The following is a 13847-nucleotide window of genomic DNA, read 5'->3' as shown; positions in this document are numbered from 1 at the left end:
TATGGAATATTCATATCGAATTGAAAAAATAAACCGGTTCCCTTCGCCGAATCCAGACATCAAGTTATCTATTGTGACCTACCGTAGTCAGGATTTACGTGTAAAAGGTTTGTTGGCTGAGCCTAAAGTGGAAGGTCCTCTGCCTGGGGTTCTATATTTACGCGGCGGGATCAAACAGGTTGGAAAAGTACGGATTGCGAGGATCGTACAGTTTGCTTCTCAAGGCTTTGTGGTCTTTGCCCCTTTTTACAGAGGGAACGAAGGTGGAGAAGGGAAGGAGGATTTTTGCGGTGAGGATCGGCATGATGCATATGAGGGATTGAAGGTGCTCGAGGAACTCCCATCAACAGATTCAGCCTCCCTCCATCTATTTGGATTTTCAAGAGGAGGAGTGATGGCTTTATTTACTGCTGTATATCATTCGGATCTTGTCAAATCCATCGTCGTATGGGGCGGAGTGACGGATATGAAACTGACATATGAGGAAAGGACAGGTCTTCGTAAAATGCTCAAGCGTGTCGTCGGAGGCTCTGTATATAAATACCCTGAACGATATGAAGAGAGGACACCATTATCTCTAGTTGATGAGATTGTTGCACCAGTATTGATCATTCACGGTGCTTACGATAAGAATGTGTCGATCGAACATGCCTATCGTCTTGAAAAAGAACTGATCAAACATGGGAAATCGTATGAAACCTGGTACTTCGAAGACGATCACCACTTTTCCCCAAAAAAGAAACGCAAAGTGACCCATGAACTGCTGGAGTGGATGAAAAGTCATTGACTGTTTTTTGAAACCATTCATTGGACTGGTCCGTATGCATGGGGAAAGGGGAAATAGCTATGAATGAACAACTTTTTATTGATGTATCTCTGACATCAGAGGATTCTCTTGCTGAAGTACTCTCGCAGATTGTTGACGAAAAACGTGAGGAATCAGGCTCATATGATGTCACTGTACATAATGTCATTCCAGTAGGTCAAAACCGTTTCACAGTAATCTTGAACATCGTTGTCGAAGGCGTGTATGAATGAGCCGTTTTTGGAAATTTGCTTTTGGGTTTACCTTCATCTCAGTCATCTATGGATGGATATGGTTCATGTATGATTTTATCAAATTCAGTTCCTTCAATTTTAATGCTTTTTATTTGGCTTTTGCGATGAGCTGTTTATGGTATGTTACGTTCAAGGACAGAAGGGAATGGTAGACCTGCTGATGATCACGCATACAGGCGACCTTATGTACACGAACCTTATTTAAAAATTAGAGGACACCAGAGACCTTATTTACTGAAAACCTTCATGAATCAGCTTCGAATTTGCCAAATAGCGGAATAGTTGTCCTCTAATTTTTAAAATCACCCTATTTTGTCACAAATAACGGAACAGATGTCCTCTATTTCGTTTCAAACCTAATTGAACAAAAAAAGGAGTGCCCTCGAAAGGATCACTCCTAAGTGATTGAAATTATACAATCGGTCCTGCGTTTTTAATATCTGAACTTGCGTTTTCGAACTTATTGAAGTTTTCCTTGAATTTCATTGCGAGTTCTTTCGCTTTCTGATCATAGGCTTCTGGGTTATCCCAAGTTTTCTTAGGTTGCAGGACTTCACCTGGTACACCAGGGCAGCTCGTAGGGATGTGTAGTCCGAAAATCGGATCAGTGACCGTTTCAGCTGAACGTAACTCGCCTTCTAAAGCGGCTTGCACCATCGCGCGCGTGTGTGTCAAGTCCATTCTCTTGCCTACTCCGTATTCACCGCCAGACCATCCAGTGTTAACCAAGTAAACATCAACATCATGCTGAGCAATTTTTTCACCGAGCATTTTCGCATATCTTTCAGCATGCAATGGAAGGAATGGAGAACCGAAGCAAGTGGAAAATGTCGCTTGTGGTGAAGTGACGCCACGCTCTGTTCCTGCAAGCTTACTTGTATATCCTGATAGGAAATGATACATCGCTTGTTCTTTTGTCAACTTGCTGATCGGAGGCAATACCCCGAATGCATCTGCCGTCAAGAAGATGATCGTATTCGGATTTCCTGCAACGCTTGGTGTTATGATATTTGGAATCGCATCGATCGGATAAGCTGCACGAGTATTCTCTGTCAAAGTCGTGTTGTTGTAGTCGACCAATCGTGTGCACTCATCTGAGACTACGTTTTCAAGGACTGTTCCGAAACGGATCGCATTCCAGATTTGCGGCTCTTTTTCTCGAGAAAGGTTGACGCATTTTGCGTAGCAGCCACCTTCGATATTGAAGATCCCATTGTTTGCCCAACCGTGCTCATCATCACCGATCAGACGGCGGTTAGGGTCTGCAGATAGTGTTGTCTTACCAGTTCCACTTAAACCGAAAAATAATGCAACGTCACCCTCGACGCCAACATTCGCTGAACAATGCATGGAAAGGATGTCTTGTTCCGGAAGCATATAGTTCATAACCGAGAAAATCGATTTTTTGATTTCGCCAGCATATTCAGTTCCACCGATAAGTACAATTCGCTTTTCAAATGATATGATGATGAATGTTTCAGAGTTTGTACCATCAACTTCAGGATCAGCGTAGAAACCAGGTGCTGAAATGACCTGGAACTCTGGGGTGAAGTCGTTTAAATCGCTTTCATTCGGGCGTATGAAAAGTTGACGTGCAAATAGATTATGCCATGCATATTCGTTGATGACTTGCAGTGGAAGTTGATATGCTTTATCCGCACCGGCAAATCCCTGGAATACGAATGTTTCGTCTTTACTTGTTAAGTATTCGATGACTTTTTTATATAAGTTATTGAACTTCTCTTCATCAATCGGCTGATTGACTGAACCCCAATCAATCTTATCTTTTACAGAAGGTTCCAAGACAATGAATTTATCCTTTGGAGAACGTCCAGTATATTTACCCGTTTCAACTTGAAGTGCGCCTGTTGATGTAAGGACGCCTTCATTTCTAGAAATCGCACTTTCTACTAATCTTGGTGTCGCTAAATTCTTGTGTGTTGTTTCTTTACTTAATAACTCATCGGTAAGAGAGCTGAATTGTGCTGTATTCATATAAACCATCCTTTTTCACTTAAAGTTTAAACCAATACTTCGCTTAACTCGGAATTAGTATAACATATTTATTTTAATAATGTATACTATTTTTCCGTATTTGTGACATGTTAAACCTTAATTAGGATATAAATAGGCGTGAGGCTTAATATTGTAAAAATGCTTTGTTAAAAGCATCTCTTAAAATCGTAATTTTACCCATATATTGTGTGCGGAATATCCTCAATTACAGTGGGAATTCCGTTGACATAGTATGGGTACTGCGATATGATATTGCGAGAACGGCTACTCTTATTCCGAGTAGGTGGAGGGACAGGCCCAATGAAACCCAGCAACCGACACCATGATAGAGGTGAAAAGGTGCTAACCTGAAAAATAAGAGGGTGAAAGGTATACAACGAACCACCTTTCCTCTGAACAGGAAAGGTTTTTTTTCGTTCAATAGGCAGAATCCTTTTAAAAAAAGACTGAGAAGAAAATTGTTATACATGCAGCAGTTTTCCTATATATTATGAAACTTTGTTGCACTTTCTCATAAGGAAATGAGTACCGTATCAATTAAAACGATACTTAAAGGTCGTTGAGGAGGTTCCGTAATGGCAAAAAGCAGACGTCTATTCACATCTGAATCAGTTACAGAAGGTCATCCGGATAAAATTTGTGACCAGATTTCAGATGCGATTCTAGACGAAATCCTAGCAAGTGATCCAAATGCGCGGGTAGCGTGTGAAACATCTGTGAATACAGGGCTCGTTCTGGTTGCAGGTGAGATCACGACTTCTACTTATGTAGACATACCGAAAATTGTCCGTGAAACGGTGAAAGGGATCGGTTATACACGGGCGAAATATGGTTTCGATTATGAAACGTGTGCAGTTCTCACATCCATCGATGAACAATCTGCTGATATCGCACAAGGTGTCAACCAGGCTCTTGAAGCAAGAGAAGGGTTGATGACAGAAGAGGAGATTGAAGCAATCGGTGCAGGTGACCAAGGATTGATGTTCGGCTATGCGTGTAACGAAACGCAAGAATTGATGCCGCTTCCCATCTCCTTATCACATAAGCTTAGCCGCCGTTTGACAGAAGTACGTAAAAATGAAGTTGTTCCATATTTGCGTCCAGATGGCAAAACACAGGTAACAGTGGAATATGATGAAAACGGTCACCCGGTACGAGTGGATACGATCGTCATCTCTACTCAACATCATCCTGAAGTAACCCTTGAGCAAATTAAACGTGACTTGAAAGAGCATGTCATCAATCCTGTCGTGCCTTCTGAGTTGATCGATGAGAATACCAAATATTTCATCAACCCGACAGGACGTTTCGTCATTGGTGGCCCACAAGGGGACGCAGGACTAACTGGCCGTAAAATCATCGTCGACACATACGGAGGATATGCACGCCATGGCGGTGGTGCCTTCTCAGGTAAAGATCCTACAAAAGTTGACCGCTCTGCAGCTTATGCAGCGCGTTATGTAGCGAAGAACATCGTAGCGGCTGGGTTAGCTGAAAAATGTGAAGTACAACTCGCTTATGCGATCGGTGTCGCTCAACCTGTATCGATCTCAATCGATACGTTTGGCACTGGCACTGTATCGGAAGAGAAGCTTGTTGAGCTTGTTCGGACGAACTTCGATCTTCGTCCTGCAGGAATCATCAAGATGCTTGATCTTCGACGCCCGATCTATAAACAGACTGCAGCTTATGGTCACTTCGGACGTACCGATATCGATCTTCCATGGGAACAAACGGATAAAGCTGAAACATTGAAAAATAACGCATAAGTATATTAATAAAACCCCAAGTTGCATGATTAGAGTGCAGCTTGGGGTTTTTTGAGTACTGAAATATGCTGAAGTGAATTTCACAAAAATCAACAATAATAAGGTATAACGAGCTCTTTTTTTGAAGGCTCTTTTCAAAAGATTGTAGCTTTCGAGTTATTTTTAAAAAATCACCTTGTGCAAGTTGATTTGGAGAGCAAGGTGCGAGACTCCTCGAAAATGAAAATCGCATTTTCTTCGTGCGATGTAACGCTGCCGAAGCTTTCCTTGTCCTGCGGGATCAGCGTGCCTACTACCTGAATAATCTCCTCGCAAGGCATGCGACGAGGAAGCTCGCTTCGACAGGACTTTCTAGTAGACGCAGGAGCACAAATGCTTCCTTGAAAAGGAGACTCCTGAGATCGCAAGGCGACGAGTGGGCTCACCGCACGCCCCGAGGAAAGCGAGCATCCTGGAGCGGAAATCAACGACTTTTAAAGAAAACTTGGCGAGACCAAGCCTTTTGTAGGTCGAGCCTTAGTTGCCCTTATACTGAAGAAAGAATTTTATACTTTCTTTAAGTGCAAGAGCAACAAAGTTTGCGCAAACAGCCTTCTATTTTAAACGATCAGCAGCACTAGGTCGGATCGTCAATTGATAGACAATCATGATAGAGACGATGCTTAACCAGAAGGTATAGTAGCCGATCTGTGTCGTATACATATCAAGAACCGAATAGGTAGGTTCCATATCAAAAAGATAATCTATCATTTCATTATGTATGACCCAAACTGCGGCAACATAGAGATGCCACCTTTTGATCCGGTAAAATGGCGCGTATAAAAGTCCTTCGATTGCCATTCCCAAATGTGAGAAAATCAGCATATAATTTACCCATGTCAACGAACCGCTAACATATCCTCCGAGTAAATTCATCGCAACAGCCCAAATGCCATACTTGAAAAGAGTAATTGCAGCCAGTGCTTCTAATAAAGGCCAGTTACGCTCTAGCAAAAATGCAATCAATACAAATACGAAGAAAAGGCTGGCAGTTGGACTATCCGGAACGAATGGCAAAAAGTACCATGGCGTCGTTTTCAATTGTTCGGCATACCAGATATATCCGTAAATCGTCCCTAAAATATTGATGATAAGCAGCATCCATAAGACGGAACGATGACGCATTAGCATTAAGATAGTGTTCATGGTCGATCTCCTTAACATTCTGTATCTTTAATTTGTGTTGAAAAAAGCTGACTTTTTCAAGTCAGCTTAGTGTTGGTTGTTATTTTTTTTCAAGTTCAGAAATGAACTTTGCTAGTTCTTGTAGCTCTTTATCCGAACCTTTGAATTGATCAGCCGGCATGCTTCCTACACCGTTTTTCGCAATATCAGCAATTTGTTCGGGTTTCATTCCAGTTCCGATCAGTGATGGTCCGCTTCCACCCTGAAGATTATTACCATGACAACCTATACAGGTTTGTTCCTGATAAATTTTATAACCCTCAGCTTCTTTATCGATTTCCACTTCAACCGGTTTACCCTGTTCTTCAGCTTTTTCCCAGTCATGGTTGACAACTGATTCCCAAGTCAGAAAGACGATTGAAATCAATGCCAATAGCATCATAGTGGTCGCTACAGGTCGTTTCTTCGGACGACGCTCCGGTCCAAGGTCCAACCATGGTGCCAACAATAGGGCTCCAAATGCCAAACCTGGCATAATGACCGTACCGATCAGTGTGTAATCCCCTGCTGCGTATTTATATTTCAATAATTGGTATAAAAATAAGAAATACCAGTCAGGTAACGGAATGTAACTCGCATCCGTTGGATCCGCCTTACGCTCAAGCGGTGATTCGTGAACGACTGTCAGGATGAGATAGCCAATCAAGAATACGGATCCGACCATCCATTCTTTTAAAAGGAAGTTTGGCCAGAACGCTTCCGTTTTTCCAGGATACTCGGAGTAATCCTTCGGAATGTTAGGCTTACGTTCTGCAGGGATACGAGAATCCCCGACAAACTTCATACCTTTGCCACGATGCATCTTTCTCCCTCCTTATCCTATCGCATCTTTTACAGTGGTCCAGAAATTCCTTGCTTTCGAATCATGATAAAGTGCGCTCCCATCAGGCCAAGAAGAGCACCAGGCAAGAAAAATACATGGATTGCGAAGAATCGCGTCAATGTCTGTGCTCCGATGATCGTAGCATCACCTGCTAACAGTGTTTTCAATGCCGGTCCAATTACAGGAACGGTCACCGCGATTTCAAGTCCAACCTTCGTTGCGAATAGCGCTTTCATATCCCAAGGCAATAGATAACCTGTGAAACCGAGTCCAAGCATGACTCCAAAAATCAATACTCCGACTACCCAGTTCAATTCACGAGGTTTTTTGTACGCACCCTGGAAGAAAACACGTAAAGTATGTAGAAACATCATTACGATTACTAGACTAGCACCCCAGTGGTGCATTCCACGGACAATAACACCGAATGCGACTTCATTTTGCAGATAATGAACGGATTCATAGGCATTGATTATGTCCGGAACATAATACATCGTCAAAAACATTCCAGAAAGAATTTGGATTACCGTGATGAAAAACGTCAATCCGCCGAAACAGTAAACGAACGCTGAGAAATGGTGAGCAGGGTTGACATGCTCAGGCACTTCATGGTCTGCAATATCTCGCCACATAGGCGTAATATCTAGACGTTCATCTACCCAGTCATACATTTTTTGTAACATCAATTACGCCCCTTTCTACTGTGGTTCTGCTTGACCTAAATAAATCTTTCCGTCCTTGACCTCTTTCTGATACACATCAAGTGGTGCAAGCGGCGGCGTACCTTTCACATTCGTCCCATCCTTCGTATAACGTCCACCGTGACAAGGACAATAGAATTGATTTGGATGAGAAGGGTCTGTCCCCCAGTCTACTGTACAGCCAAGGTGCTTACAGATTGGTGATAATGCAACGATGTCACCATTCTTGTCTTTGAACACCCAGGCAGCTTGTGTGACTTCTGATTCATACCAGCCATCTTTTTGGTTAACTTTAAACGTAAATCTTTGCGGTTCTTCAGTAATTTCACTCTCTTCGACAACAGCTACCATATCTTGACCTGCCCCTTGTTTCAAGACAGGATCGATCGCAAACCGTACCATCGGTAAGAGCATGCCTGCAGCCATGAATCCACCAACACCGGTTAAGGTATAGTTCAAAAATTGTCGTCTGGAGACTTCATCTTTGTTGGCCATTGGTTTCCCCCCTTACGCAGTAGACTAAGTCCAACCGGACAATTGATTATATTACACATATATTACTAGGACATTAACATGATAGCGTAACTTAACACCCTCGTCAATAATATGATTGTCCATTTCAATCAATCTATTCGCTTTAAAATGCGTTTTGCCACTTTTTTGTGACAATTTGTAGAATATGCTTGACTTGTTCAGAAACGATTTCCCTCTGATATTCTTCATCCATATGCTCTAACGGTACGGGTGGTATATTGACCAGACGATCTCCGAACTCTTCCATTCCTGTCCACCTTGCATCCGAAGTGATGAACACCGGGTATGGCATTCCTCCGTTTTCAAGTTCATCAGTGAGGGCGGTAATCCGTTTTAGAACATCTTCATCAGACTCACTAACCAAATATGTAACAGCAGGAAAAAGGAAAACCCGCCCCTTCAATTGTCGCTCAATTTCCTCGGTTAAAATCAGAGGAAATTCACCTTTGAGTATATGATTCTTCATTTGTGATCCCCAAGTAATCGGAATCAACGGGACGATTGCTGTGTCTACATACTCTGAAGCTTGTAAGTACATGTCCAGATCTTTTGAGCACCATTTCATCAACGTTCACATCCTTCTTCAAGTGCATTCCTCCTCAGTTTACCATTAGCAATTGGGTTAGGAAAAGATTATGGATAAACAATTTATTCAAAAGATAGAGCTGCCTGTGTTAAAGCCAGCGTCATTATCTCGTTTTCAGCACTGATTTGTCCGTATGAAACGTTCATAGGACACTTTCACCTTCTTTTGGGCTACTTTTAATTAAGCACAAAAGTCCTAATCACAATTCTTCACACTCAAAAAAGAACAAACCCTCTTTCTATCTTTGAAAGGGTTTGTTCGTTATGGCGAGCAGCTACATAATCTCAAAATTCTGATCATCATAGCTTATTAAGTTCTTTAGTCAACCGTTCAAAGGAATCGTAATCCTTCCGATCAAGCGCCTCATCGATTTGCGTTTGCAGCGATTTCTTACGGAAATGGCTGAATGATTGATCAAGGATCATTTCTGCCCATAATCCATACTTCTTATCTGGTACCATGTTCTCTGGAATATGGGGGTTTTCCTCTAGTACAGCTACGTATTGGGGGGTACGGTATGCCCCTTTGAACTTCAATTCGATATAAACGTCCTCGTCCTGATTCAAACGGATATCATGAAACGATTTTTCTGCGTCCGTAGTCAGGATATTCTGTTTATAGAACCTGAATGGTACACCGTCTACACAGTTAGTGGACATGATGATCGCCTTCGGACAGTATTCTGCGTTTTCCACAAAATGGACATTTTCCATCAGCGCTTCATCACTTACCAAATAGTTCAGCAACCATACACATTCACGCTTTTTCAGTTGATAGTGGTTTAGAAACCATTTTAGAAAATCCTTTTTTTCTAGGACGGTAACGGTGCTGCTCATTGCAATCCCTCCATCATTCCCATGTCATTCGAGATCTTACAATTTCCTACAGCTCAACAAATTCACATGATTCATTTGATGATTACTTACTATGTTCTATCTCTAAACAATCAATTCCTTCTTTATTGTGAAATTTTTGTGTAATTTTAAGAATTTCCAGTGGTGGAAATGGTACCCAAAAAGTTCACAAATCTTGTAGCCTGTTGATTTCTTCCTCCAGGTGGAAACGGTCTGGATCGATTTCCATTGCTTTTGTAAATAATGTCTTCGCCTTGTCTCGCTGACCGATCTCAAGGGAATACCATCCATAATCCTCTAGAAATTCAGGCTGTTCTTTAAGCTCAGTATATGCTTCTTCATACTTTTCCAATGCATGTTCATCATCTTCTAGTTCTCTATAAGCAACAGCTGTTTTCCAGTTCGCATCAGGTGAAAGATCACCGTAACGTCCAATCTCAACTGCCAGGTCTATAAGAGCTTCGAACATTTCATCCTGCAAGTATTGTTCCATCAGAACAGATGTCGCTTTCATGTTAGACGGATTAAGACTTAACGTCTGCTTCAGCAGCTCCATCCCTTTTTCCTGATCATTCAAACGGAAGGCGAGTTTGCCAGCCTGAAGGTATAATTCCTCATTGAATTCATCCCAACGGATCCCTTCAAGGCTAACATCCATCGCTTCCTTCAAAGCCCCCTCTTCTTCATACGCCTGTGCCAATGCCGGGTATAACGTCGTATATTGTGGATCTAATTCCTTCAAGTGATTGAGGGCTTGTATCGTCTTCTGGTATTCACCGATCCTGCTTGCTGTCAAAGCATACCCGAACCAATCATCCGGGTTGGACTCGTCCTGAAGTCCTTTTTCGTAATAGTTCAAGGCTTCCTCAAATTGACCGGATCCTGTCAACGATTCTGCCATCCGTAAAAAGACAGGAGTCTGATTGAAATGTTCATGTCCTGATTTGAGCAATTCTTCATAATAAATCCTACTTCTATGAAAATTCCCTTGATGCAAATAAAATTCCCCAAGTCCGAATGTAATAACCGGTTCATTTGGCGCAATACGTTTAGCAGTCAACAATTTCTGTTCTGCCACTTCAGTAAGTCCTTGTCTTTCATATAAATCAGCTGAAAGCACGAGAGCTTCGAGATATCCTTCATGATCAGGTGTGATCGTTGAAAGCTGCTGGAGTGCTTCTTCTTCCCGTTCAATTTCCATATATAGTTCTGCTGCAAATAATTTCAACTCATCTACATCCGGATAAAACGCAATCAATTCCTCTGTCACATCGATTGCTTCTTCCATGAATCCGAGTTCATTGTATAGTTGTGCGATCTCTAATAACGTATCATGATCAGCGTTTTCTCTTACGTTTTTCAATAAACCGAGTCCCTTTTCAATCTCTCCCCGGTCTATACTCTCAATAGCTTCCTGCACACTGGGCATGATGGACATCCTTTCTTTCTATAACAAGTCGTTGGACATCGCACGGAAGATACCTGGCCGGATGATTCTCAACTCTCTCCCAGCACCTGGTTCAAGGTGGATTTCCTTTCCCGCTTTGATGACCTTTCCATTTTGTACAACAATATCTGGATTATTACTTCCATCATACTTGAGTATTTGTTCCTCATCAACCCAAATGTTTTCTTTATAAATCAAATAATCCACATCACAGCCGGACACCCATGAACCCTTTTTAGGATAGATTCCAAGTCCTTGTAGTTGTTCTTTTGTAAATCGTTCTCCTTCATCAGGAAATGCATCGATTGTACAGATCGACTTCTCTTTACAGATTCTGTTCCATTTCTCTTTCAATTGGATTAGTCTTTTTTCATGCACGGGAAGTTGCGACCAATCAGCAACGATTGGGATCGTGTAGGGGAAATTCACGTTCCTGATCCATTCCCAAATAACAGTCTCCAAATCTTCTTCTTGTTCAACAATTGCATTTATGAAAGGAATTTTGTGCTTCTGGCAGGTTCGGATCAGTGAAGGGGAAATACGAGTCATAGGCATCTGTAGACCAATGACGTAGTCGATCGGAAAGATAGCGAGCTGTTTCCTGAAATCTTCTAAACGAGGGACGAATTCTTTTGTGTATTTCAACGGAAAAGCGGTGACAATAGCGGTACATCCCTGAAGAACGAGTTCTTCACAATGCTTGAGCAATGATTCCTCATTAGTTTCGTTGATTTCAAATTGTCTAAGAATATGTCCAGGAATCACATTCAATCCAGCAGAGTTTACAGAAAAACACTTCATTCTAAGAGGTCTTTCTGAAACGTAACACACAACATTATTTTTGATATGCACATGTTTTTGCCGAGGATCTTTATCAGTCGTCCAGACATTTTCTAAAATATATTCCATACCCTACGGTCCCCTCCTCAAAATAGAACACGGTGTTATAGACAGGCTATGAGGAGAGGCCAGATTTCAGAACTTTTTTGCTTCAAAGCTATCCGTATGACAGTTTAATAATAAGGCTCTTTTCTAAAAGATAGTTGCTTTTGAGTTTTGAGTCATTTTTAAAAACTCACCTTGTGCAGTTGATTGGAGAGCAAGGTGCGAGACTCCTCGAAAATGAAAATCGCATTTTCTTCGTGCGATGTAACGCTGCCGAAGCTTTCCTTGCCTGCGGGATCAGCGTGCCTACTACCTGAATAATCTCCTCGCAAGGCATGCGACGAGGAAGCTCGCTTCGACAGGACTTTCTTGTAGACGCAGGAGCACAAATGCTTCCTTGAAAAGGAGACTCCTGAGGTCGCAAGGCGACGAGTGGGCTCACCGCACGCCCCGCGGAAAGCGAGCATCCTGGAGCGGAAATCAACGACTTTTAAAGAAAACTTGGTGAGACCAAGCCTTTTGTAGGTCGAGCCTTAGTTGCCCTTATACTGAAGAAAGTATTTTATACTTTCTTTAAGTGCAAGAGCAACAAAGTTTGCGAAAACAGCCTATAATAAATAAAAAAAGACCAGTTAACATGCAGGAGTCCTGCAAGGTAACTGGATCAATAGTCCATTTTTATATGGATAGGAGTGGAGAGAAACCATACTACAATTATTATAACAAGCTATACTGAAAAATCAATATATTTTTTGAAAATTTATATTATTGTACCTTTTCTGATAAAATCAACCGTTCGAATCACCGTCCGTCCAATTGGATAGACATTGTATAATCCCTTCGTTCTGCTCAGTACTTCCCACCGTAATACGTACACTTGTTGGAAATCCTAAAGCATTTCCTGAACGGACGATATAACCGTTTCTCAACAGATAATTGAAAACTTCATCACCCTGTTTCGTTTTGAAGTCGATCAGAATGAAGTTCCCTTGTGATGGGAAATAGTCCAAATCATATTTATTACAAAAATCCTCATACATTTTCATTCCTTCACGGTTCCGCTCACGACACATCTCAATGAAATCCAAATTATCCAGTGCCGTGATTGCTGCTCTTTGTGCAACGCGGGAAGTATTGAAGGGTTCACGGACCGGATCAACAACTTTAATCAGATTCTCATGGGCAACACCATATCCGATACGTAAAGAAGCCAATCCAAATGCTTTGGAAAAAGTACGAAATACGATCAAATTAGGATAATCACGTTGAAGCGTCAAGGTATCTGGATAGTCGTCCGCGACAACATATTCCTGATAAGCTTCATCACAAGCTACAATGACATCAGGCGGTACCTTTTCCAGGAATGATACGAGTTCTTTTTCCGTGACATATGTCCCTGTTGGATTATTTGGACTGCAAATCCAGACGATTTTCGTATTCCTATCGATCGCCTCATACATTTTATCAAGATCGTGCTTTCCATCCTTCGTTAGAGGTATCTCTATAATCTCAGCGCCTTCAATCACCGAATTATGTTTGTATTGCGGAAATGTTGGTGACGCCATGACGGTGTTTGATTCAGGCGATAAATATGTACGGCAAAACATCTCGACCACTTCATCTGAACCATTCCCGAAAAGAATTTGTTGCGGTTTTACATTCAAATAGTCGGCTAGCTTGAATCTTATTTCTGCTGCATATCCATCCGGATAGATCGATACACTATTCAACTCATCCATTACGGCATCTTTTACTGCTGGTGCACAGCCAAACGGATTTTCATTCGATGCGAGTTTCGTCACTGATGTCAATCCGAGTTCCCTTTTGACCTCTTCAATAGGTTTGCCTGGCTGATAGGCTTTCAAAGATAATATCTGCTGTTTCGCTTTCATACAAACACCCCTGTTCCAAATCATATTAAGTAGATAGCTTCAATTATTTTCTTGTTC

15 protein-coding genes and 1 riboswitch are annotated in these 13847 nt (G+C 41.8%); of the genes, 3 read left to right on the top strand and 12 right to left on the bottom strand.

Features of this window, described 5'->3' with window-relative positions; genetic code table 11:
• Position 1: 1 nt before the first annotated feature.
• Together ACTWQL_RS00490 and ACTWQL_RS00485 are read left to right on the top strand one after the other, a co-directional pair.
• Complete coding sequence (locus tag ACTWQL_RS00490; protein WP_443140487.1) at positions 2 to 787, top strand: alpha/beta hydrolase family protein; 786 nt, start codon at positions 2 to 4, stop codon at positions 785 to 787.
• A 59-nt stretch (positions 788 to 846) separates the two neighbouring features.
• A complete protein-coding gene (locus tag ACTWQL_RS00485; RefSeq protein WP_443140486.1) occupies positions 847 to 1038 on the top strand; it encodes a hypothetical protein in 192 nt (63 codons plus the stop codon).
• A 432-nt stretch (positions 1039 to 1470) separates the two neighbouring features.
• Here the strand turns inward: ACTWQL_RS00485 and pckA are convergent, their stop codons facing one another.
• Entirely contained in the window at positions 1471 to 3054 is a 1584-nt protein-coding gene (pckA, locus tag ACTWQL_RS00480) for a phosphoenolpyruvate carboxykinase (ATP) (protein ID WP_443140485.1), read from the bottom strand.
• 288 nt (positions 3055 to 3342) lie between these two features.
• Positions 3343 to 3436: riboswitch (SAM riboswitch) on the top strand.
• 214 nt (positions 3437 to 3650) lie between these two features.
• Here pckA and metK point away from each other — a divergent pair.
• Positions 3651 to 4844, top strand: coding sequence for a methionine adenosyltransferase (gene metK, locus ACTWQL_RS00475; RefSeq protein ID WP_443140484.1), 1194 nt, complete (start codon positions 3651 to 3653; stop codon positions 4842 to 4844).
• A gap of 170 nt (positions 4845 to 5014) precedes the next feature.
• Here metK and ACTWQL_RS00470 read toward each other — a convergent pair whose 3' ends face one another.
• The 11 genes from ACTWQL_RS00470 to hisC all read right to left on the bottom strand — a co-directional run bounded on the left by ACTWQL_RS00470 (position 5015) and on the right by hisC (position 13790).
• Positions 5015 to 5164 carry a hypothetical protein gene (locus ACTWQL_RS00470; RefSeq protein WP_443140483.1) on the bottom strand — a complete coding sequence of 50 codons (150 nt, stop codon included), beginning with the start codon at positions 5162 to 5164 and terminating at the stop codon, positions 5015 to 5017.
• Between the two features lie 274 nt (positions 5165 to 5438).
• Entirely contained in the window at positions 5439 to 6029 is a 591-nt protein-coding gene (locus tag ACTWQL_RS00465; RefSeq protein ID WP_443140482.1) for a DUF1405 domain-containing protein, read from the bottom strand.
• Positions 6030 to 6108: 79 nt separating this feature from the next.
• Positions 6109 to 6870, bottom strand: coding sequence for a c-type cytochrome (locus ACTWQL_RS00460; RefSeq protein WP_443140481.1), 762 nt, complete (start codon positions 6868 to 6870; stop codon positions 6109 to 6111).
• A gap of 29 nt (positions 6871 to 6899) precedes the next feature.
• A complete protein-coding gene (qcrB, locus tag ACTWQL_RS00455) occupies positions 6900 to 7574 on the bottom strand; it encodes a menaquinol-cytochrome c reductase cytochrome b subunit (RefSeq protein WP_221565180.1) in 675 nt (224 codons plus the stop codon).
• A gap of 15 nt (positions 7575 to 7589) precedes the next feature.
• Positions 7590 to 8087 (bottom strand): ubiquinol-cytochrome c reductase iron-sulfur subunit, encoded by a 498-nt coding sequence (locus tag ACTWQL_RS00450; protein ID WP_221565182.1) that lies wholly within the window; start codon positions 8085 to 8087, stop codon positions 7590 to 7592.
• Between the two features lie 142 nt (positions 8088 to 8229).
• Positions 8230 to 8691, bottom strand: coding sequence for a YpiF family protein (locus tag ACTWQL_RS00445; RefSeq protein ID WP_443141432.1), 462 nt, complete (start codon positions 8689 to 8691; stop codon positions 8230 to 8232).
• 320 nt (positions 8692 to 9011) lie between these two features.
• Positions 9012 to 9548, bottom strand: coding sequence for a ReoY family proteolytic degradation factor (locus ACTWQL_RS00440; RefSeq protein ID WP_261129126.1), 537 nt, complete (start codon positions 9546 to 9548; stop codon positions 9012 to 9014).
• Positions 9549 to 9732: 184 nt separating this feature from the next.
• The gene (locus ACTWQL_RS00435) at positions 9733 to 10995 is read right to left on the bottom strand and encodes a tetratricopeptide repeat protein (RefSeq protein ID WP_443140480.1); all 1263 of its coding nucleotides are present in this window, start codon (positions 10993 to 10995) and stop codon (positions 9733 to 9735) included.
• A gap of 18 nt (positions 10996 to 11013) precedes the next feature.
• A complete protein-coding gene (locus ACTWQL_RS00430; RefSeq protein WP_443140479.1) occupies positions 11014 to 11922 on the bottom strand; it encodes a hypothetical protein in 909 nt (302 codons plus the stop codon).
• 158 nt (positions 11923 to 12080) lie between these two features.
• Positions 12081 to 12230 (bottom strand): hypothetical protein, encoded by a 150-nt coding sequence (locus ACTWQL_RS00425; protein ID WP_443140478.1) that lies wholly within the window; start codon positions 12228 to 12230, stop codon positions 12081 to 12083.
• 456 nt (positions 12231 to 12686) lie between these two features.
• Positions 12687 to 13790, bottom strand: coding sequence for a histidinol-phosphate transaminase (gene hisC, locus ACTWQL_RS00420; RefSeq protein WP_443140477.1), 1104 nt, complete (start codon positions 13788 to 13790; stop codon positions 12687 to 12689).
• Positions 13791 to 13847: the final 57 nt, after the last annotated feature.

Origin of the sequence: Pseudalkalibacillus sp. R45 (assembly GCF_052246725.1) — a bacterium.
In the GTDB taxonomy this organism is placed as follows: Bacteria; Bacillota; Bacilli; order Bacillales; family Fictibacillaceae; genus Pseudalkalibacillus.
Note: the sequence above shows the minus strand (reverse complement) of the source record. Positions and strands in the feature narration are given on the sequence as shown.